We start from the raw sequence: 22,083 nt of genomic DNA on the forward strand, positions 1-22,083 counted from the left end.
CAGCGCTCTGCCTGCATTATCCTTTTCCAAAATTAAGCTAAAGCCAGTGCCAATAAAGTGATGGGATGTTCGCATTTTTTGCTGGTCGACATTTCAATCTGCCACTTACAGGTTTCACAATCGGTAATCACCAAATCAACCCCACTCTCCTCGATTTGCTGGAACAGTGAGGCACCAATCCCTTGCGATGTTGCGTAGTTCTCTGATTTAAAACCGTAAGTTCCGGCAATCCCGCAACACTGCGAATCCAATACCACCAGCTCAATACCGGGGATACGCTGTAGCAAAGCCAGGGTATAGGCCGTCCAGCCCATTTTCTCCATATGGCAAGGTGTGTGATAGGCAATACGCAACGGCGTATTGTTTGCCGAGAACAGCGCTTTCAACGGTAAGTCGCGCCCCTGATCCAATAAGCGGTAGAGATAGCGTGTCGCCAACTCCACTTTGTCGCGCACGGGTGCAGTATCAACATCTAACAAGTGCGGATACTCATCACGCAAGGTAAAGGTGCAACTTGATGAAGTTGCTACTACCGGGATATCCCGCCCGATAACCGCATCAGTCAGGGATTCCAGATTCACCCGTGCCTGTTTTTTCGCCTGCTCAATAAATCCATTAGCAATCAGGGGTACGCCACAGCATTTTTCCCGTTTAAGTAATTGAACGCCAATGTTCATCGCATTGAATACACTGACTAAATCTTTACCTAACTGGGGATGATTGTAATTTACGAAGCAGCCATGGAAAAATGCCACCTGTTCGCTATATTGCTGCTGTTTTTCAGCTTGTTTACGATACCAGCGGCGAAAGGTACCAAACGAGTATTTTGGTAATTCACGCCGATGATCAATTTTCAGCGCTTTATCCAACAAGGCACGCACCGGTTTCAAACCGGTGACCGCATTCACTACCGGTGCAAACGGTGTTGAGAGGGTGCCCATGATATCGGTATGACTGAGGATCGCATCGCGCAGTTTGGGTTTATTGCTGCTGTAACTGGCTTTAGCACGTTGGATGATGTCGCCGATTTTAACATCGGACGGGCATGCCACTTCGCAACGTTTGCAGTTCGTGCAATATTTCAATGCATCGTCATACAGTGCCGGATCTTTCAAACGTAAGCGCTCACCATCAGGGCCAGCCTGCTTCGGCCCCGGATAAAGCGGGTTAACCTTGGCGACCGGGCAATAAGTGGTGCACACCGTACACTTAATACAACTTTCAAAACTGTTATCCCGTGCCAAGTGTTTATCCTGCGGCAAATGTTGATTCTGAGAAAAAGTGTTGCTGTCTCCGTTCTGCGGTAACCACGTCATAATGTCACCTCCATTGCGTTGACAATCTGCTCTGCAACAAACAGTGCGCTGGTTAGTGAAACCCCTGCGCCACAGCCTTGTTGCAACGGATCGTATCCCCCCAGTACCGCACCGATAACATGTAGATTATCCAGTGCAATACCCCCACGTAGCGCCCGTAACCGGTTATCAGTGTTAACCCCAAATTGCAGATAAGGCTGGGGCGCAAACATATTGCTGCGGCTCCAGTCGGCACGGTTCGGTAGCGATAAAATATCCAGATCCAGTATCGGTTCGTAAACATGCTCAAAAGTGGCCACTAACCCATTGCTAAAGAAGCTACCGCTGGCCAGCACCATCTGGGCGGCACGCAACGGAATATCGCCATGGTTACGGCTATAAAGCCCAGTAATCCGGTCCCCCACCAGCTCAGCACGTAATACCGCATCACCGGGCATGACAATGCCCCCCAATTGCTGGAAGCGATGGCGCAGAGCCTGATGTAATCGCATACCAAGTAACGACGGTGGTAGCGTCGGCAGCAGTTGAATGGGTTTCCCGACTGCGGCTCGCAATGCTTCCAGTGGCGCAGACACATCCAGCCCGATACAAGCTGGCAGCAAAATCATTTCTGCTGCTGATGACAGACGGGATAACTCATCCGCCAGCGGTTGCAGGTTTTCTGGTAAATCCAGCACACGAGCAATATTGACCGCACGAAATTCGCTAGGGTTATCCCGCAGACGATCAAGCGCCGGTAAATGCAGATAATCTGGCGTCGCATCAACACCTTGCTCTTGTAAGGCGCTGGCAACCATTTGTGGTTGGAAATCGAGGAAACCTTCAATACCAATTACCGCGACTTTTTGCCACGGCAGCGGGCCTTCCAATGGTGCAACCGGGATATCCGCCGGGCTGAGCCAGGTTGGCCGGCAACTGCCCAACGGCGTAAGCCGCAGGTGGTTCTTCGCCGCGCTGCCCACCAATTTCAGGCCGCACCGCTGTAAAAGAGATTCAGCTTCTTGTGCTAATTCACCCACTTGTGCCACTTGCCCCATCTTGCTATAGGGGTGTTCAGGCGCTAATTCAGCCAAGGTCGCGAGTGCGGATAACGGCTGGCTGACTGCCTGCCCATCCGGTAATTTTGCCAATAGATCCAAAGAGCCGGAGGAAAAGTGCAGCGCATTTTGCCCAGCGCTGACAATCGCACAATATTTGCCTTGCTCAGCCAGGCGGATACCGCACGCCAGACCAGCCAAGCCACCACCGATGATAATGACATCAAATTTCATCTGGTTTCTCCTGAACGTTGGCCGCAGGCGGGGTGTCATCCAGACCACACAGCCCTTGATAGACCCAGTGCGTAAATTCACTCTCCCGCAAAGCATCGCCCCAAGCTATCGGGCGCACACCTTTCCAACGCTCATTAAGAAATTGCACCAGCTGTTCACGGGATTGCTGCGGCGTGGTCACTTTAAAGCGGCTGAGTAAACCCGCGGCCCGGCAGGCACAGAGTTCACCCTGACAGGTCCCCATGCCAACACGGGTACGACGACGTAAATCCAGTAGGTTATTGACCGATAGCGATTCAATCGCATAGCGCACTTCGCCGGCAGTCACTGCCTCGCATTCGCACACCAGGCTATTATCCAGCCGGTTTCCGGCCAATAGTTGTGTCGCGCGATCCCCATGGCGATAAACCGCTGAGCCACGAATACTGGCAGGCAGAGAAATGACTTTGCTGAGAGTTTGCTCCGCTGATTGCTGTGAACCGGGTAGTGGCGCTTGGGCGGTGGTACAGGCTGCGGTAATACCTAATTTTTCACACACTTTATCTGTTGCCCACTCCGCCATCAGACGGTAGGTCATCAGCTTGCCACCGGTAATGGTGATAAAACCTTCCAGACCATCGCGGTTAGCATGATCCAGTAACACAATGCCACGGCTGACATTGCGCCCCGACGGGTCATCATCACTGGCAACCAGCGGCCTGACACCGGCGTAAGCACGTAAGATGCGCGTTTGCGCCAACTGGGGTGAAAGTTTTGATCCTTCGCGGATTAAGGTATCCACCTCTTGTGCCGTTACTACCATATTATCGATTTGATCGTATTCAATATGGGTTGAGGTCGTCCCGATCAATGAGATGGTGTCGCCCGGAACCAAAATATCAGCATCAGCCGGTTTACGACAGCGGTTGATCACCATGTTGTTGATCCGATGACCCAAGATCAACAGAGCACCTTTTGCCGGAAACATGCGGATACGAAGATCAGCATATTCAGCAATATGTTGCCCCCAGATCCCCGCAGCGTTGACCACTATTTGTGCATGAATATCATACTGGCGCTGATTCTTATGATCGAAAACGCGCACGCCGCTCACCCTATCACCGTGGCGTAGCAAGCCAATAACTTCGTGATAAGTCAGTACATTCGCACCGTGCTCACGCGCATCCAGCATATTCGCGGCAGTTAAACGGAAGGGATCGACGGTACCATCTGGCACGCGGACGGCAGCAATCAACGTCGGATTAGCAGCAGGCTCCAGCCGTAAGGCCAGCTTTGGATCAATGGCTTCGGCCTCGATACCGGCGTCCTGGCAGCGCGCGATAAATTGCTGCTGATATTCCAGCGAGTCTTCCGGCAACGTGATAAACAGGCCATCCGTTTGCTCAATACAATGGCGTGCAATACGTTTCAGAATACGGTTTTCTTCAATACATTCGCGGGCAGATTCGCCATCAGTTACCGCATAGCGTGCGCCGCTGTGTAGCAAGCCATGGTTACGGCCAGTCGCACCAGTGGCAATGTCATGCCTCTCCAAGAGCGTACAGGCTAAACCACGGCGAGCGCAGTCACGGGCAATCCCGGCACCGGTCGCACCACCACCAATGATGATGACATCCGTTTCTGTGTAAGGAGAACTGTTCGTCATGAAGGACCCCACATTATCAGACAGCCGCCTGGCGGCTAATTATGCGTCTATTGAGCCACAATCTTTAAGGTTATTGTTTGATAAGGAACAAAAACGAACGAAAAACGAAAGCAATGTGGTGTTTAAAAACCATGATTGTGATCAAAGTCACAGGTAATTTGTCATTGTGGGTTTCAAAATGTTAACCAATCGCTCAAAATTGCCGCCGCTTTCATATAACTGTAACAAATGAGCCATCACTCACAGATAAGTTATGCGAATTTATCTAGCATGGCGCTCGTTATGGAACATAAACGACAGCAAGTTAGCCGTTTAACTACCGGGTAGATACCAGGCTATACCGGGGTCAAAAACTACAAAAAAGCCATCGGAGGCACTCATGTTGAGTATTTTTAAGCCCGCGCCGCATCAGGCCCGGCTTCCAGCAGAACAGATTGATCCCACCTACCGCCGCCTACGCTGGCAAATCTTTATGGGCATCTTTTTCGGTTACGCCGCCTACTATCTGGTGCGTAAAAACTTTACTCTCGCCATGCCGTATTTGATCGAACAAGGGTTCTCTCGCGGGGATCTGGGCTTCGCGTTATCGGGTATTTCTATTGCCTACGGTTTCTCAAAATTCATCATGGGTTCGGTTTCTGACCGGTCTAACCCACGGATATTCCTCTCTGCCGGTTTGATTCTCGCCGCCGCCGTGATGCTGTTTATGGGCTTTGTGCCTTGGGCAACATCTAGTATCGCCGTGATGTTCGTGCTGCTGTTCTTATGTGGCTGGTTCCAGGGTATGGGTTGGCCGCCATGTGGCCGTACTATGGTGCACTGGTGGTCGAAGAAGGAACGCGGCAGTATCGTGTCAGTCTGGAACTGCGCCCATAACGTCGGTGGTGGCTTACCACCATTACTGTTCCTGCTGGGGATGGCGTGGTTTAACGACTGGAAAGCTGCACTCTACATGCCTGCTTTTGGTGCCATTCTGGTGGCATTGATTGTCTTTGGTCTGATGCGTGATACCCCTCAATCCGTGGGCTTGCCGCCGATTGAAGAGTACAAAAACGACTATCCAGATGACTACAGTGAAGAAGCAGAAGAAGAACTGACCGCTAAACAGATCTTCATGCAATACATATTGCCCAACAAACTGTTGTGGTACATCGCGATTGCTAACGTTTTTGTTTATTTACTGCGTTACGGCATCCTCGACTGGTCACCGACCTACCTGAAAGAAGTGAAACACTTCGCACTGGATAAATCCTCATGGGCTTATTTCCTGTATGAATACGCTGGTATTCCAGGGACGCTGTTGTGCGGTTGGATGTCCGACAAAGTGTTTAGAGGTAACCGCGGGGCCACCGGTGTGTTCTTTATGACTCTGGTGACTATCGCTACCATCATTTACTGGCTGAACCCGGTCGGTAACCCAGGTATCGATATGGCCTGTATGATCACCATCGGCTTCCTGATCTATGGCCCGGTAATGTTGATTGGCTTACATGCGCTTGAATTAGCACCGAAAAAAGCAGCAGGGACCGCAGCGGGCTTCACCGGCTTGTTCGGTTATCTGGGCGGCTCGGTAGCAGCGAGTGCCATCGTCGGTTATACCGTGGACTACTTCGGTTGGGACGGCGGCTTTATGGTCATGATCGGCGGCAGTATCTTGGCTGTTCTGTTACTGATCGTTGTGATGTTTAGTGAGAAAAAGCATCACGCAGAGCTGGCTAGAAAACAGGGCTTATAAGTTCATCTAGTTACGTTTTTTCAGGCTGTGTCGTTATTGATGGATTTATAGCGACATAGCCTTTTTCATACCCTGAGATTGATAAATGGAGCACTATCAATGCAAACCCACATCAAAACCCTGTTGGCGAGTATTATTCTGGCATCCTCAGTTACCGGTATGGCTCAGGCCACCGAGCAGTCATCAGTAGTCACCAAACCGTCGGCAAGCAAAGTTGTCATCGCACATCGTGGTGCCAGTGGTTATCTGCCGGAGCATTCACTGCCCGCTAAAGCCATGGCCTACGCACAAGGTGCGGATTATCTTGAACAAGATTTGGTGATGACCAAAGATAATGAGTTGGTGGTTCTGCACGACCATTATCTGGATCGCGTGACCGATGTGGCTGAGCGCTTCCCCGATCGCGCACGCAAAGATGGCCGCTATTACGCCATTGATTTTACGCTACCAGAAATTAAATCACTGAAATTTACCGAAGGCTTTGATATTGATAAAGACGGTAAGAAAGTGCAGAGCTATCCGGGCCGTTTCCCGATGGGCAAATCTGACTTCCGTGTACATACCTTCCAGGAAGAGATTGAATTTGTTCAAGGTTTGAATCATTCGACCGGTAAAAACGTTGGGATTTACCCAGAAATAAAAGCACCGTGGTTCCATAAACAAGAAGGGAAAGACATCTCAACCAAGGTGTTGGAAGTACTGAAACAGTACGGTTACACCACCAAGGGCGATAAAGTTTATCTGCAATGCTTTGATGCCAATGAATTAAAACGCATCAAAAACGAGCTGGAACCGAAGATGGGTATGGACCTGAAACTGGTCCAACTGGTGGCTTATACCGACTGGAATGAAACCTACGAACAGAAACCTGATGGCAAATGGGTCAATTACAGTTACGACTGGATGTTCAAGCCAGGAGCGATGAAGCAAGTAGCACAGTATGCCGATGGCATCGGCCCTGACTACCATATGCTGGTGGTTGAAACCTCTACGCCGGATAACATCAAGCTGACCAATATGGTCAAAGATGCGCATGCCAACAATATGATGGTTCACCCGTACACCATCCGTGCGGATAAGCTGCCGAAATACGCGACTAACGTCAATCAGCTATTCGATATTATCTACAATCAAGCGCAGGTTGACGGGGTGTTTACTGACTTCCCGGATCAAGGTGTGCAGTTCCTGCAAAAACAGGGGCAACACCAGTAAGTTGATGCTCTGAGATAACGGAATAAACCAGTGGCGCAATTATGTTTAATGCGCCACTTTTTCGTTTACGAAAAATTTAATTTACTTCGGTAAATCAGTTAGTTATCTGTTCCTAAAAACATCTTACGCAAATAGTGTGGTACTGCATCATCGGCGTTTGAACCTATCACTTCCAGATTCGGTAACATGTCTTTTAGCCGTTGATGCGCATCACGCATGATGCAGCCTTTGCCAGACATCGACAGCATTTCCAGGTCATTCATACCATCACCAAAAGCGATACATTCTTTCAGTGAATAACCGATAATTTTGGCAACTTGATCAAGCGCATGCCCCTTAGAGACACCGCCGCCCATCACTTCCAGACAGGTTGGGAAAGAAAAACTGACATTAACTCGATCGCCCCAACGTGCATTGATGGCTTCTTCTAAAATCAACAACTTGTCATGATCTTCACAGGTGAAGTAAACCTTACACACACCATCGGTTGGCAGTAATGCAGGTTCAAATACCTGATAATTAAATACCGACTCACGGAAAAATTCTTTCTGTGCCGGGCTTTCACGGTTCATAAACCATTCGTCGTTCAGGTAGACGTTGGTCAGGATATCCGGGTTATTGTGCTCAATATTGTACAAATCACGCGCAATATCTGCATCAAGGTTATGACTAAAAATCAGCTCTCCCGCCGTGTTGTGCACCCGTGCGCCGTTGGAGGTAATCATGAAGGCACTGATTTCCAAGCTATCGCGGATTTGTGCCACATCGATATGATGGCGACCAGTGGCAAACACAAAATGCACGTCGCGCTGCGTCAGCAACTTGAGTGTTTCTTTAGTATATGGCGTTAAAAGATGATCAGGTGATAGCAGGGTGCCATCTAAATCGGAAGCAACAACATGATACATAGCGGTATGTTCTAACCTCTGGTGGCGTCGGAGCCATAATGGCCGACTGATGATTGATGTTGCGCGAAAAAGCGCAATATGGCGCTCAGCGCCTCGGCACGAAGCTGGTCCCGCTCGAACAGGATCTCATGGCGTGCACCTTGAACTCTCTTAGGTTGTCCCCCTTCGCAAGGGTGTCCTGCCAAAGTCATTGCCTGAGAAAAAGCATCATGAGCCGGGTTATGTACTACCCGATCCTCACTGGCTTGTAATAATAGAACCGGCGTGGTTATCTTTTCTGCTTGCGCGATAATTTGCTCGCCCACCAGCAGACTTTCTCGGATCCAATGATAGGTTGGCCCACCAAGACGTATTTCCGGTGTATCCGCATATTGGCGTAAATAGCGGCGATATCGCTCACGGCTATGGGTTAACACATTGACCAGATAGGGCAGTGGCCGCCACTGGCCGGTACCAATAGCATAATAGTCGCGCAGCGTTTGATGCCTTTCGGCCCAGTCGACAATGCGGTGAGCCAACCAGCCGGGCATCGGTAAGTGGATACCAAACATCGGAGCACATAATGCTACCGCATTAAACACATCCGGTTCTCTGGCCAGAAAACGCGTTAGAATTGCACCACCCATTGAATGAGCCAGGGCAAATCGCTGCTGATAATGGCTATCAGTTATTTCGCGCTGCACTAACTGCGCAAAATCCTCAATATAATCATCAAACTTAATCACATGACCACGGTTACCATCCTCAAGCAAGCGACCCGACCGCCCTTGCCCACGATGATCCAGCACTATCACATCATAGCCTTGCTGAAACAGATCATAAGCCACTTCAGGATATTTAACGTAACTTTCAATGCGGCCGGGCACCACCACCACCACTCGAGTGTGTTGTGGTGCACGAAAGCGGACATAGCGAATCGGAATATCATCGACGCCGATAAACTCATCCTCATCTCGCTGTTGCCAAAAATCTAACAGCGGCCCGTTAACAAAAGCAGCAAACTGCTCTTCACGCGTTAACCAGCTATTGTCTAACGGCATAGCGTGGCTCGATATAGCATGACCTTGTAAATCATGACTGATGACATCCTTTGACCGGAATTGCTCAATGTTCAATACACCTGATATTCTGGTAAACCCAGTCGTTCTGTGAGCCATAGCACAACTATTAGCAATAGAGTATTGTGGCATAAATTTATGCATTCAGGGAGCTTTGCCGATGACCTTAGACTGGTGGTTAACCTATCTACTGACCACATTGATCCTCAGCCTGTCCCCTGGTTCTGGGGCCATTAACACCATGAGCACCGCCATCAGCCACGGTACGCGCGGGGTTGTGGCCTCAATTTGCGGGCTGCAATTGGGATTAGCCGTGCACATTGTATTAGTTGGCGTGGGGTTGGGTGCACTGATTTCACAATCCTTGCTGGCATTTGAAATACTAAAATGGCTTGGTGCGGCTTACTTAATCTGGCTTGGGATTCAGCAATGGCGCGCTGCCGGTGCGCTGGATCTGCATGCGCTAGCCAACAGTATGCCGCGGCGAAAACTGTTTAAACGCGCGGTGTTTGTTAACCTTACCAACCCAAAAAGCATCGTTTTTCTAGCGGCATTATTCCCACAATTTGTGCTGCCACATCAACCGCAAGTGGCGCAATATCTGATTCTCGGCACCACCAGCGTGGTGGTTGATATTATTGTGATGATTGGTTACGCCACCCTCGCTACCCGAATTGCTGGCTGGATTAAATCACCACAACAAATGAAATTACTGAACCGGATATTTGGTGGCTTATTTATGCTGGTAGGCGCGTTATTGGCAACCGCCAGAAAAGTGTAATGCTAATTCAAACAAATGATTACCCAACCGGCATCATCTGCCAGTTGGGGCATTAATTAGCGCGATAAGATCAAATGGATACCAAAACCGGCAAACAGTACCCCCGCCAGTCCATCAATCCATTTTGATAAACGCTGATAGCCACGGCGCATCACCGGCAAGGCAAATACGCAGGCGACAATAGTGAACCAAACGAAGGTTTCACCAACAATCAGCACAAACAAGCCCCAGCGCGCACCCGCACTGACGTCATCGCCAACAAATAGTGAGAACACACTGCCGAAATAGATAACGGCTTTCGGGTTCGATAGATTAGTCAGGAAGCCGCGCAGGAAGGTCCGACCACGGGCGGGTAATGCAACTTGAACCTCCCCCTCGCTACCATGACGTTTGGCTCGGGCAGATTTCAGCAGTTGCCACCCCATCCAGCACAGATATAGCCCACCACCGACCATAATAATCTGATGTAACCACGCCATTTTCTGCAAGATAAGGTTCAACCCCATCAGCGCCACACCAGCCCAGATAACAATTCCCAGCGAGATCCCGACCACCCCCATCATCGCCTCACGGCGCGAACGGCTGGCTGCAGTTTGCGAGACAAAAAAGAAATCCGGCCCTGGGCTCATTAATGCAACCAGATGGACCAGCGCAACGGTAAGGAATAGCATCAACATGATAGATTCTCATATACCCTGCGAACCGAAAATCGCAGCGGCGTTAGCGAAAGGCGACCGGTTAGTCGTCGTTGTTGTCTACATGGTCGCGGATCATCGCCATAAACGGCGCGCCAAAACGCTCCAGTTTGCGTTGCCCAACACCATTGACGCTCAACAGCTCGCTGGCAGTAATCGGCATCTGTTCCGCCATCTCCAGCAAGGTAGCATCGTTAAACACCACATAAGGCGGAATATTGCCTTCGTCAGCGATAGATTTACGCAACTTGCGCAATTTGGCGAACAACTTGCGATCATAATTGCCGCCATAAGATTTTTGATTAGCGCTACTGCGCACTTTCAGGCTCTGAATACGCGGCACTGCCAATTGTAACGGCAATTCAGCACGCAGAATCGGGCGAGCGGCCTCAGTCAGTTGTAACGCTGAAAACATTGCGATATTTTGGCTCAGCAACCCGAGATGGATAAGCTGGCGCAATATACTGACCCAGTGTTCGTGGCTTTGTTCGCGGCCAATCCCATACACTGATAACTTGTCATGACCCATTTCACGGATACGCTGGTTATTCGCCCCGCGCAGTACCTCGACAATATACCCCAGACCAAACCGCTGTCCGACACGATAAACACACGAGAGGGCTTTTTGTGCATCAGCCAGCCCATCGTAGCGCTTCGGCGGATCGAGGCAAATATCACAGTTACCACACGACTGCTGTTTACCCTCACCAAAATAGTTGAGCAGCACCAGACGACGACAAGTCTGCGCCTCCGCAAAAGCGCCCATAGCATTTAATTTATGCCGTTCAATATCTTGCTGTGCCCCTGCTGGTTTCTCTTCCAGACAGCGACGTAACCACGCCATATCCGCCGGATCGTACAGCAACATGGCTTCAGCAGGCAGGCCATCACGCCCGGCACGGCCGGTTTCCTGATAATAAGACTCGATAGTGCGCGGGATATCAAAATGCACCACAAAGCGGACGTTGGGTTTGTTAATCCCCATACCAAAGGCCACGGTCGCGACCACCACTTGCAGATCATCGCGCTGGAATGCTTCCTGCACCTGTCCCCGACGCTCGTTATCCAGCCCGGCATGGTAGGCCGCCACACTTAAGCCACGGCTCTGCAAACGGGCGGTGGTGTCTTCCACTTTTGCCCGGCTGTTACAATAGATAATGCCACTTTTGCCGCGTTGGTCTTGCACAAAACGCCATAATTGATCGAGCGGTTTGAACTTCTCTACCAAGGTGTAACGGATATTGGGGCGGTCAAAACTGCTGACTTGAATCAGTGGCTGATCCAGATTAAGCAGACGAACAATATCCCCCCGCGTCGCGTCATCCGCCGTGGCAGTGAGCGCAATAACCGGTAAATCAGGGAAACGTTGCTTTAACTGGCCTAGAGCACGATATTCCGGGCGGAAATCATGACCCCATTGAGAAATACAGTGCGCCTCATCCACCGCCAATAAAGCTGGCCGCCACTGATACAATTGATCGAGGAAACTCTCCATGACCAAGCGTTCTGGAGCAATATACAGCAGCTTAATCTGACCGCTACGGCAACCGTCCATCACGGCTAACTGTTGTTCACGCGTTTGCGACGAGTTTAAGCACCCCGCACCAACGCCGTAGGCCAGCAGTTGGTCGACCTGATCCTTCATGAGCGAGATCAACGGAGAGACTACCAGCGTCAACCCATCCGTCACCAGTGCCGGAATCTGATAACACAAGGACTTACCACCACCGGTAGGCATCACTACCAGACAGTCTTGCCCTGATAGGGTGGCGTTGATAATTTCCTGTTGTCCGGGCCGGAATTGCTGATAGCCGAAAGTATCTCGCAATACCTGCACTGCCAGTAATTCCCTATTTATCACTGCTGCGGTCGACACACTCTTCCCCAACTATAAGATCTGCACAGGCCGGTTAACCGGCCTGTGTCTGAAACTTTTCTAACGCCGGATGACGTTAAAGGACATCGTTTAACATGATACCCACACCCACCCGTGTTTGCCTAAAGTTATAGTCAATCATTGACTCACCATAGCCACTGAACACTTGGGTATAGAAACGAACATGCTTGGTGATAGGATAGCTCCAGCCCATTTCTGCGCCGCCGTAACCGGTATTCCAGTTATAATGGCCATCCACGCTGAATACACTGTCACCCAAGGCATAACCGACTTTCAGACGATAATAACCCATGTATTTATTGATATCCGGGTTGTCATCTTTCTCGTCGCTTTCTGGCAGACGATACCAAGGCTTCAAGTCAATTTCTAAATTGCCACGCTGTGCCATCACACGGGTGTATACACGATCCCAGCTACGTGAGGTTGGATCCGCTTTACCGTTAGACTGGTGGTTATAACCAAACTCTACTTCACGGAAAGTCCAGCCCGCCAACTCGTAATCAGTTGCCCATGCCAGGAACAGTTGCGGTTCATAGTTTGTTTCGCGGAATGGCGAGGACTCATCACTATTGGATGCCTGCCACCAAGAACGTTGCGTATAAGAAGCACCCAGTAATGAGTTATCACCGGCAATACCACGCCAAATAGGGAAACCTAAACTCAGTTGGAATTTAACTTCATCCCTCTTGGCATTTTCAGCCCAATCATAAGAGCTGATAGCATCTTTATTGATATTACTGGTATAGGTATATAACAGATAGTTTGTTTCATATGGATAAAGCAGAAACGGATTATCGTGATCCTGCAACATTGCCGCAATAATACTACCACGCACCTCAGGTGCATCATGAATCTTCTCAACCGTTGCAGCTTCTGCCTGTGCCAACGTTGGCACCAGTAACAGCGCTATCAGTATCCGCCAAAATCTTCCCATTATTCCCCCATCACCTTACGGATTATTTCTATTTGTAATGAAAACAGCTCATTCTACACACAAATGTTATCTGATATTAGTGTTGTTTATATTTATGGCTTAACGGCTGGAAAACAACAAAACAGAAGCATAAAATAAACAATTCGTTAACTTGCACTATGATTGCTTATCGGCAACCAAGAAGAGAATAGGGAAAAATGCCAGTAACAACTTTAACGTTAGAGGATGCTCGCCGCGTGATTGGCGAAGTATTTGTGTATCACATGCCATTTAACCGTGAGCTTGGTCTGCGATTAACCCGTTTCGAGCAAGATTACGCCGAGATTGCTTTCGATAATAATGACAAGTTAGTTGGCAATATTGCACAACGAATTTTGCATGGTGGCGTTATTGCCGCAGTGCTGGATGTTGCTGCCGGACTGGTGTGCGTTGGGAATAGCCTGGTACGCCATGAACCGCTCATTAAAGAACAATTGCAAATGAAGCTGGCTAAAATGGGCACTATCGATCTGCGTGTTGACTATCTACGCCCCGGCCGAGGCGAGCATTTTATTGCCAGCAGCAGTATTTTACGCAGTGGCAATAAAGTGTCGGTTGCCCGGGTTGAGCTGCATAATGAAAGCCAAATGCATATCGCTAGTGCAACGGCAACTTATCTGGTTGGCTGATTTGCCCGTCAGCGGTGATGATTCGTAACGCGAAGTTAAGTACACTCACCGCATCTCCTTTCTTGTCCCGAGCTACACCATGGATAAACAACGAACCCGTCAGGGCATTTTATTTGCTCTGGCAGCCTATTTTATTTGGGGTATTGCCCCAGCTTATTTCAAGCTCATCCAGCAGGTGCCGGCTGATGAAATTTTGACTCATCGGATTATCTGGTCATTTTTCTTTATGTTGATTCTGCTAACTGTTAGCCGCAATTGGCCACAGGTACGCAGTGCCTGTAGAAACGGCAAACGCCTGTTATTGCTAGCAGTTACTGCTGTGTTGATTGCCAGTAACTGGCTGTTGTTTATCTGGGCGGTAAACCACAATCATATGCTGGAAGCCAGTTTGGGCTATTTCATTAACCCGCTAGTAAATGTGTTATTCGGCATGTTGTTTCTGGGTGAGCGCTTTCGTCGCATGCAGTGGGTTGCGGTGGCATTAGCGTTCGGCGGGGTATTGATTCAATTATGGCAGTTTGGCTCGCTACCGATAATCGCCCTGGGACTCGCGATAAGCTTTGCTTTATACGGTCTGATTCGTAAAAAACTCGGGATAGATGCCCAAACCGGCATGCTGGTGGAAACTATGTGGCTATTGCCGATAGCAGCGGTGTATCTGTTCTTTATTGCCGATAGCCCAACCAGCCACATGAGCACCAATGCGTGGTCGCTTAACCTGTTATTGGCAGCAGCCGGGGTGATTACCACTATCCCGCTACTGTTCTTCACCGCCGCCGCCACTCGCTTAAAACTATCGACATTGGGCTTTTTCCAATACCTCGGGCCAACGTTGATGTTTATTCTGGCGGTAACCTTCTACGGCGAAACCATTGGCAACGATAAAATGGTGACTTTCGCCTTTATCTGGGCGGCACTGTTGCTGTTCACATTGGATGCGCTCTACACCCAACGTAAGCGCCGCGCCTAGATAGCAAGCCGACAAAAATGCCCGGTTACTCATCGAGTTATGATATTGGTAACCAAATAACTTGAAGTTGCAGGTAGGCTGCCAGTGAACTCATCCCGATGAGCTTACACAGTCCAAGTGATTCGGGTGCGTGAACGCAGCTAACATCCCTGCAGCTTCAAGGGCGAAGGTTAGGTTAGGTTAGAGCCAGTTCTTGCGTTTGAAATACAAGTACGGTGCTAAACCCGCGATAATCATCAAACTGATCGCGCCCGGATAGCCAAATGACCAGCGCAATTCCGGCATAAACTCAAAGTTCATCCCGTAGCTGGATGCCACCAGTGTTGGCGGCAGGAACACCACCGATACCACCGAGAAGATCTTGATAATCCGGTTCTGCTCGATATTGATAAAGCCCATTGCTGCCTGCATCAGGAAGTTAACCTTCTGGAACAGGGATTCATTGTGTGGCAATAGGGATTCAATATCGCGCAATACCTCACGGGCTTGCTCCAGTTGACCACTCGGCAAGCGGGCTTTACGTACCAAGAAATTCAGTGCTCGCTGGGTATCCATCAGACACAAGCGCACTTTCCAGCCGATATCTTCCTGTTCCGCTAAGGTAGACAACGCGGCGTCATATTCATCACCTTGCTGCCCTTCCATAATGACGCGACTTAAGGCTTCCAAATCGCTATAAATGTTTTCGATTTCATCGGCTAGCTGCTCAATTTTGGTTTCGAACAGATCCAGCAACAGCTCATAGGCATTGCCATCAACCAGTGTTTGGTTACGCGCCCGCATCCGATATAAACGAAAAGCCGGTAACTCGCGCTCACGCAGGGTATACAGGCGACCATCACGGATGGTAAATGCCACGGTTGAGTTACCCGCATGGTCTTCAGCATCTTCATAATAGAAGAAGGAGTGGATATGTAGGCCATCCTCATCTTCAAAGAAGCGGGCGGAAGCCTCGATGTCGTCCAACTCTGGCCGGGTCGCCAGGCTTTGCCCTAACTCAGACTGGACGCGTTCGCGCTCCCCTTCTTCCGGTTCAACTAAGTCGACCCAAATTGATGAGGTCAGATCATCTGACTCATCTGATTCATCCAGCTCCAAACGGGATAAGCGATTGTTACTTAATTTAAATGCGCTCAGCATGTGCCAAAACTCCCTTGCGGTGATGGATAGGGATAACGCATTGAAGCACAGAAACAGCGAGGTATTGATAAATACTCTATGTTTCAGACCATAAGGAGATCTGACTCACAGCGACGGCTTAGCGGGGCCGCTGACAACCACGAAGGCTATCAGCAAATATGAGGATAGCCTTAGAAGTTGCACCATATGAACAGGTTATTGAGCCAGTATCTACTGGGTGTGTCCAAGGCGAATGTCCTCATCAAGAATAGTGCGCGCATGTTACGCCGAGAAGAAAAAGACTGTCAACCGGTTAAAAGTAGTTAATAGGTGAGCTTTATTTTTAGTTGTTACAGACACAACAGGCGATAACACATCTTGGCGGCAGCTATCTGGCATGAACTGGCTAAAAAGCAAAAAAAAACCGAAGCCAACATCGACTTCGGTTTTGTGTATCCTGCATCTTCATTTAGCCAAAAACCGGCAAAATTCACAAAACAGGCTTTCCCTTTGGTATTGGCAAAATATCAACGCTTTATATTTTTAAACTGTTTGGTGGTGTCCGTTAGTGCAATTTCAGTCGGCAGACGTTCCATCGAACTGGCACCATAAAAACCGTCACATTGCGGGCAGTTATCCATAATGTATTGGGCATCTTCTGGTGAGGAAATTGGCCCGCCGTGACACAGCACAATGATATCTTCACGTACCGCTTTTGCCGCCGCAGCCCAGTCATTAATCAGAGGCACACAGTCCGCCAGTTTCAGTGCCGTGTCCGCACCGATGTTACCGCCAGTCGTCAGCCCCATATGTGGCACAATAATGTCAGCACCCGCTTGTGTCATGGCAACCGCATCGGCGGCACTGAAAACATATGGGGTGGTCAGTAAATCTTTTTCGTGAGCCAGGCGGATCATATCCACTTCCAAGCCATACCCCATGCCAGTCTCTTCCAGATTGGCACGGAAGTTACCGTCAATTAACCCAACGGTTGGGAAGTTCTGCACGCCAGAAAAACCCAATGCTTTCAATTGGTCCAAAAAGTGATCGAACTGACAGAATGGGTCAGTACCATTCACTCCCGCCAGCACTGGCGTATTTTTGACTACCGGCAACACTTCTTTGGCCATATCGACCACGATTTCATTGGCATTCCCGTAGGCCAGCAAACCTGCCAGCGACCCACGCCCCGCCATACGATAGCGGCCTGAGTTATAGATAACGATAAGATCAATTCCACCAGCCTCTTCACATTTAGCTGACAGCCCTGTGCCCGCACCGCCACCGATAATCGGCTCACGGCGGGCAATCATTTCCCGAAATTTGGCTAAAATGGCCTGGCGTTGAAATTTTGGCATATATCTCTCCACGAATAAAATGGCCCTAATGGGATGGGCTCTTTGTTATTTCTTTAAAGTTTTCTACTGCGGCCTGGGCAAATTCTGGGTCATTGATGTTGAACGGATAGTGCACTAAGCGGCGTTTATCAGTTTGAATGACGGTCTCTTCCAGCGTATCAATAAAGGCTTTCAACGCTTTTTCATCCCAGAATGGCTGGCCCGGCGCATCCAATGCTGAGAATCCGCCGGCTGGAATTAAGAAGCGCACTTCACCCTGACAACGATTGAGCTTTTCACCAATCCAGCGTGCCATTTGAATATTCTCTTGCTCGGTGGTGCGCATCAGTGTCACTTGGGCGTTATGTTTATAGAACAAGCGATCGGCATATTTAGCCGGAATAGTTGCCGGGCTGCCGAAGTTGACCATATCCAATGCACCGCAAGAGCCGACATACGGGATGTTGCTGTGAGCAATAGCATCGAAGCGTTCCGGCCCACAGGCCAATACCCCGTCAAATAACAGGTCGCAGACCTCGGTGGTGGTCAGATCAAGTGCCCCCGCCAGCAATCCACTTTCGGCCAGTTTTTCCATAGCTTTGCCGCCGCTACCTGTGGCGTGGAACACCAAACAGTCATATTCGTCTGATAATGCGGCACTGACGGCCTGAATACAGGGAGTTGTCACACCAAACATGGTCAAGCCCAGCGCCGGTTTATCATCAACCAGTAACTCTTCTTTGGCGAAATAGACTGCTCCGGCAATCTGGTGAGCGGCATTACTCAGTACACGACGAGAAATGCGGTTAAGCCCGGCAATATCGGTGACGGAATACATCATGGCGATATCACTGGCACCGATGTAACCTGAAACATCACCAGAAGCCATGGTAGATACCATCAGTTTAGGAATACCAATCGGTAAGCTTTGCATCGCCGGTGTAATCAGCGCGGTGCCGCCGGAACCTCCCAGACCTAATAACGCGGCCACATCATCACGGCTGGCAATAAAACGCTCAAAAGCGACGGCCATTGCACTTATCGCCCGCCCCCTATCACCACAGAACACCGCCTGACGCCCATCGGGGTGATGGCCCGCTACTGTCTCGGCAGAGATATCTGCGCCACTGGCTCGTTGTCCTTCTTTAGTCGATAAATCCACCGTGACCGTTGTTAGCCCGGTTGCTTTAATCAATTCACTGACATATGTCAGCTCTTCGCCTTTGGTATCTGTGGTAGTCGCGATAAAAATATGACGAGGCATCTGAACATCCTTCTATGAATGCGCGTGTAGCTCACTTCTTTTTATTGGAAGTTTATTTTCTACTTACAGCCGAACAACGAAGCGAGTTGGTTAAGATAGAATCATATTGAGACTAGAGTATCATTTTCGCAAAGGATACTGCTGATTTTTGAGACTAGAGTCTCAAAATTAGTTTGCAGGTGAAATGCATTCATGGCGATTTGTGCGGTCGGTTTGTTATAGTGAGCGCAGATACTCGTTATTGACCATGGAGTGACCGTGCATAATCAGGATAAACAGGAGCGCGTCTCTCCATCACTGACCACCATCAAAGCCAGAACCCGACGGTTACTGATCGATACGGCGATGTCGATGTATGAACAAGGGACATTTCCGTCGATAACAGACGTAGCAAATGCGGCGCAACTCTCGCGCGCTACGGCTTATCGTTATTTCCCGACGCAAAGTGCGTTGGTTTCTGCCATGGTCGATGAAAGCCTTGGGCCGATATTGGCATGGCAGCCTACCCAACCAGATGCTCGGCAACGCATTGCAGAACTACTCTCTTTTGCTTATCCACGCATGTTGCAACACGAAGGTGTACTTCGTGCCGCGCTGCATCTGTCATTGCAACAATGGGCGGCTGACCGCAGCAATCCTAACAGTGAAGAAAAGTTGGTGCGTGGTAACCGTAAGCGGTTATTGAAGCTGGCTGTCGAGCCGCTGGAAGGGAAGTTGTCACCGGAGGCCTTGCAACGGGTGATCTATGCTTTCTCGTTAATCTATGGCTCAGAAGTGTTTATGGTGCTGAAAGATATTTGGCATTTGGATGATGCGGGTATTCAGGATGTGACGCAGTGGATGGGGAAAGCGATTTTGTTGCAGGCTGAAACCGATGCCAAGCAAGCGCCTCAGGATGAGAGCCGCTAATGCCGCGGCTACATTAATTACCCAAAGTTATTGGCGTTGCAGCAAGACAGCAAATGAACGCATCCCGATGAGCTTACACAGTCAAGTGAGAGCCGCTAACACCCCTGCGGCGTCAAGACCGCAGGGTAAATTTATACGGCTTCTAATCGGGCGTAAGCCGCGACCAACCACTTAATCCCCTCTCCGGGGAAAGCAATTTGCAACCGGCTGTGTTCGCCGCTACCTTCCAGATTAACCACGGTACCTTCACCAAATTTAGGATGACGCACCCGCTGACCCAGTGAGAAACCACTGTCATTTTCATTCATCGGCGTCCCCATATTGCGGTGGTTAACCGGGCGAGAAACCGTTGCACGTAGCCGTACTTCTTCGACGCATTCCTGCGGCAGTTCGCCGATAAAGCGGGATGGCCGATGATTCACTTCTTTGCCGTACAGACGGCGGCTCTCAGCATAGCAAAGTGTCAGTTTCTGCATCGCGCGGGTGACCCCGACATAGGCCAGTCGGCGCTCTTCTTCCAAGCGGCCACCTTCATCCAGTGACATCTGGCTCGGGAACATCCCCTCTTCCATACCCACAATGAACACCTGTGGGAACTCTAAGCCTTTCGCGGAATGGAGAGTCATTAATTGCACTGCATCCTGATAAGCATCGGCCTGCCCCTCTCCCGCTTCCAGCGCTGCATGAGACAAAAATGCCTGTAGTGGCATCAGGTCCTGATCTTCATCCTGATAACTGTATTGGCGGGTCGCATTGACCAGCTCTTCAAGGTTCTCAACGCGCGCCTGACCTTTTTCACCTTTTTCCTGTTCGTACATCGACCACAAACCGGAATCACGAATTACTCGGTCACTTTGGACATGCAACGGCATATCCGCCGTTTCATGAGCCAGGGAGTCGACCAGCTCAACAAACCGTTGCAGCGCAGAGGCTGCACGGCCTGCCAGCACTTTTTCCTGCAACATGGCACGGGTTGATTGCCACAGCGTTAGCTGACGGTCACGGGCGGTTTGGCGCACCACATCTAAGGTGCGATCGCCAATACCGCGAGTAGGTGTATTGACCACTCGCTCAAAAGCCGCATCATCATTGCGGTTGGAAATTAGCCGCAGATAAGCCAGTGCATCTTTAATCTCTTGACGTTCGAAGAAGCGCTGACCGCCATAAATACGGTACGGCATCGCGGTCTGCAATAGTGCTTCTTCCAAAACACGCGATTGGGCGTTGCTACGATACAAGATGGCACAATCATTCAGAGCACCACCGTTGTCCTGCCAGGCTTTGATGCGGTTAACCACAAAGCGCGCTTCATCCAGCTCGTTAAAGGCGCAATAGAGTGAGATCGGTTCGCCTTCGGCACCGTCCGTCCACAGGTTTTTCCCCATGCGGCCATCATTATTGGCAATCAGAGTATTTGCTGCCGTCAAAATATTGCTGGTAGAACGGTAATTCTGCTCCAACCGGATGGTTTCAGCGCCGGGGAAATCTTTCAAGAAGCGCTGGATATTTTCCACCTGCGCCCCACGCCAGCCATAGATTGATTGGTCATCGTCACCGACAATCATCACATTAGAACGGTCACCTGCCAGCAGACGGATCCAGGCGTATTGGATATTGTTGGTATCCTGAAACTCATCCACCAAAATGTTGGTGAAGCGTTCACGATAATGATTAAGAATATGGGGTTTGTTTAGCCACAATTCGTGTGCTCGCAGCAACAGCTCGGCAAAATCTACCAGACCGGCGCGGTCACAAGCTTCCTGATACGCCTGATAGATACGCAGCCAGGTGGCTTCAACCGGATTGCCATAGCTCTCAATATGCTGTGGCCGTAATCCTTCGTCTTTTTTGCCGTTGATGTACCACATCGCCTGACGCGGTGGCCATTGTTTATCATCTAAATTCAGTGCTTTAACCAAACGTTTTAATAACCGTAGCTGGTCGTCGCTGTCGAGAATCTGAAAATCCTGCGGCAAGTTAGCATCCATATGGTGAGCGCGCAGCAAGCGGTGCGCCAACCCATGGAAAGTCCCAATCCACATTCCGCCCTGACTGGTGCCAATCAAGTGTTCAATACGGTGGCGCATTTCGGCCGCCGCTTTATTGGTGAACGTCACTGCGATAATTGAGTACGGAGACGCATTTTCTACTGATAACAACCAGGCAATGCGATGAACCAGCACCCGGGTTTTGCCACTGCCTGCACCGGCCAGGACCAACAGGTTGCAGCGTGGCGCAGCCACGGCTTCGCGTTGTTTTTCATTCAGGCTGTCGAGCAGATCAGAAACGTCCATAGGCACCGTTTATCGGGTAAGGGAAAATAGCTAAATCGCCGAGTATGCGGGTATTTTGCCACCATTCCAC

18 protein-coding genes are annotated in these 22,083 nt (G+C 49.9%); 6 read left to right on the forward strand and 12 right to left on the reverse strand.

Translation table 11 applies throughout. From position 1 onward, the window contains the following. Positions 1-32: 32 nt before the first annotated feature. From glpC to glpA, 3 genes are read right to left on the reverse strand one after another with little or no spacing between them, the layout of a single operon-like run. On the reverse strand, positions 33-1,316 hold the full coding sequence (gene glpC, locus Q2T72_RS20525; RefSeq protein ID WP_102970517.1) for an anaerobic glycerol-3-phosphate dehydrogenase subunit GlpC: 1,284 nt from the start codon (positions 1,314-1,316) through the stop codon (positions 33-35). Further along, complete coding sequence (glpB, locus tag Q2T72_RS20530; RefSeq protein WP_083161939.1) at positions 1,313-2,587, reverse strand: glycerol-3-phosphate dehydrogenase subunit GlpB; 1,275 nt, start codon at positions 2,585-2,587, stop codon at positions 1,313-1,315. The genes glpC and glpB overlap by 4 nt, the downstream gene beginning before the upstream one ends. Beyond that, positions 2,577-4,232, reverse strand: coding sequence for an anaerobic glycerol-3-phosphate dehydrogenase subunit A (gene glpA, locus Q2T72_RS20535; protein WP_372569753.1), 1,656 nt, complete (start codon positions 4,230-4,232; stop codon positions 2,577-2,579). Before glpA ends, glpB begins: the two co-directional genes overlap by 11 nt. A gap of 379 nt (positions 4,233-4,611) precedes the next feature. On the opposite strand from glpA, the gene glpT reads away from it, so the two are divergent. Next, complete coding sequence (gene glpT / locus Q2T72_RS20540) at positions 4,612-5,967, forward strand: glycerol-3-phosphate transporter (RefSeq protein ID WP_083161935.1); 1,356 nt, start codon at positions 4,612-4,614, stop codon at positions 5,965-5,967. A 99-nt stretch (positions 5,968-6,066) separates the two neighbouring features. Then, entirely contained in the window at positions 6,067-7,179 is a 1,113-nt protein-coding gene (glpQ, locus tag Q2T72_RS20545) for a glycerophosphodiester phosphodiesterase (protein ID WP_372569754.1), read from the forward strand. Between the two features lie 98 nt (positions 7,180-7,277). Here the strand turns inward: glpQ and yigL are convergent, their stop codons facing one another. Together yigL and pldB are read right to left on the reverse strand one after the other, a co-directional pair. Continuing rightward, positions 7,278-8,087 (reverse strand): sugar/pyridoxal phosphate phosphatase YigL, encoded by an 810-nt coding sequence (gene yigL, locus Q2T72_RS20550; RefSeq protein WP_083161931.1) that lies wholly within the window; start codon positions 8,085-8,087, stop codon positions 7,278-7,280. A gap of 11 nt (positions 8,088-8,098) precedes the next feature. Next, complete coding sequence (pldB, locus tag Q2T72_RS20555; protein ID WP_083164008.1) at positions 8,099-9,127, reverse strand: lysophospholipase L2; 1,029 nt, start codon at positions 9,125-9,127, stop codon at positions 8,099-8,101. 178 nt (positions 9,128-9,305) lie between these two features. Here pldB and rhtB point away from each other — a divergent pair, with 178 nt between their 5' ends. Continuing rightward, on the forward strand, positions 9,306-9,926 hold the full coding sequence (rhtB, locus tag Q2T72_RS20560) for a homoserine/homoserine lactone efflux protein (RefSeq protein ID WP_005188003.1): 621 nt from the start codon (positions 9,306-9,308) through the stop codon (positions 9,924-9,926). A 56-nt stretch (positions 9,927-9,982) separates the two neighbouring features. Here the strand turns inward: rhtB and rhtC are convergent, their stop codons facing one another. From rhtC to pldA, 3 genes are all read right to left on the reverse strand, one after another. Then, positions 9,983-10,603: a threonine export protein RhtC gene (rhtC, locus tag Q2T72_RS20565; RefSeq protein WP_372560063.1), complete on the reverse strand. Its 621-nt coding sequence runs from the start codon at positions 10,601-10,603 to the stop codon at positions 9,983-9,985. A gap of 61 nt (positions 10,604-10,664) precedes the next feature. Beyond that, positions 10,665-12,497, reverse strand: a complete 1,833-nt coding sequence (recQ, locus tag Q2T72_RS20570; RefSeq protein ID WP_083161926.1) for an ATP-dependent DNA helicase RecQ — start codon at positions 12,495-12,497, stop codon at positions 10,665-10,667. Positions 12,498-12,573: 76 nt separating this feature from the next. Further along, a complete protein-coding gene (gene pldA, locus Q2T72_RS20575; RefSeq protein ID WP_083161924.1) occupies positions 12,574-13,452 on the reverse strand; it encodes a phospholipase A in 879 nt (292 codons plus the stop codon). Between the two features lie 197 nt (positions 13,453-13,649). Here pldA and Q2T72_RS20580 point away from each other — a divergent pair, with 197 nt between their 5' ends. Continuing rightward, positions 13,650-14,120: a thioesterase family protein gene (locus Q2T72_RS20580; RefSeq protein ID WP_372569755.1), complete on the forward strand. Its 471-nt coding sequence runs from the start codon at positions 13,650-13,652 to the stop codon at positions 14,118-14,120. 79 nt (positions 14,121-14,199) lie between these two features. Further along, the gene (gene rarD / locus Q2T72_RS20585) at positions 14,200-15,090 is read left to right on the forward strand and encodes an EamA family transporter RarD (protein WP_083161919.1); all 891 of its coding nucleotides are present in this window, start codon (positions 14,200-14,202) and stop codon (positions 15,088-15,090) included. A gap of 180 nt (positions 15,091-15,270) precedes the next feature. Here the strand turns inward: rarD and corA are convergent, their stop codons facing one another. The 3 genes from corA to Q2T72_RS20600 all read right to left on the reverse strand — a co-directional run bounded on the left by corA (position 15,271) and on the right by Q2T72_RS20600 (position 18,810). Next, positions 15,271-16,230, reverse strand: a complete 960-nt coding sequence (corA, locus tag Q2T72_RS20590) for a magnesium/cobalt transporter CorA (protein WP_005188027.1) — start codon at positions 16,228-16,230, stop codon at positions 15,271-15,273. A 506-nt stretch (positions 16,231-16,736) separates the two neighbouring features. Beyond that, positions 16,737-17,567, reverse strand: coding sequence for a phosphoenolpyruvate hydrolase family protein (locus Q2T72_RS20595; RefSeq protein WP_083161917.1), 831 nt, complete (start codon positions 17,565-17,567; stop codon positions 16,737-16,739). A 25-nt stretch (positions 17,568-17,592) separates the two neighbouring features. Next, complete coding sequence (locus tag Q2T72_RS20600; RefSeq protein ID WP_083161915.1) at positions 17,593-18,810, reverse strand: Tm-1-like ATP-binding domain-containing protein; 1,218 nt, start codon at positions 18,808-18,810, stop codon at positions 17,593-17,595. Positions 18,811-19,068: 258 nt separating this feature from the next. On the opposite strand from Q2T72_RS20600, the gene Q2T72_RS20605 reads away from it, so the two are divergent. After that, entirely contained in the window at positions 19,069-19,719 is a 651-nt protein-coding gene (locus Q2T72_RS20605) for a TetR/AcrR family transcriptional regulator (protein WP_102970516.1), read from the forward strand. A 131-nt stretch (positions 19,720-19,850) separates the two neighbouring features. Here Q2T72_RS20605 and uvrD read toward each other — a convergent pair whose 3' ends face one another. Next, positions 19,851-22,013, reverse strand: a complete 2,163-nt coding sequence (uvrD, locus tag Q2T72_RS20610) for a DNA helicase II (RefSeq protein ID WP_050073972.1) — start codon at positions 22,011-22,013, stop codon at positions 19,851-19,853. Positions 22,014-22,083 lie beyond the last annotated feature (70 nt).

Origin of the sequence: Yersinia sp. 2466 StPb PI, from assembly GCF_041538325.1 — a bacterium.
GTDB classification, from domain to species: domain Bacteria; phylum Pseudomonadota; class Gammaproteobacteria; order Enterobacterales; family Enterobacteriaceae; genus Yersinia; species Yersinia enterocolitica_E.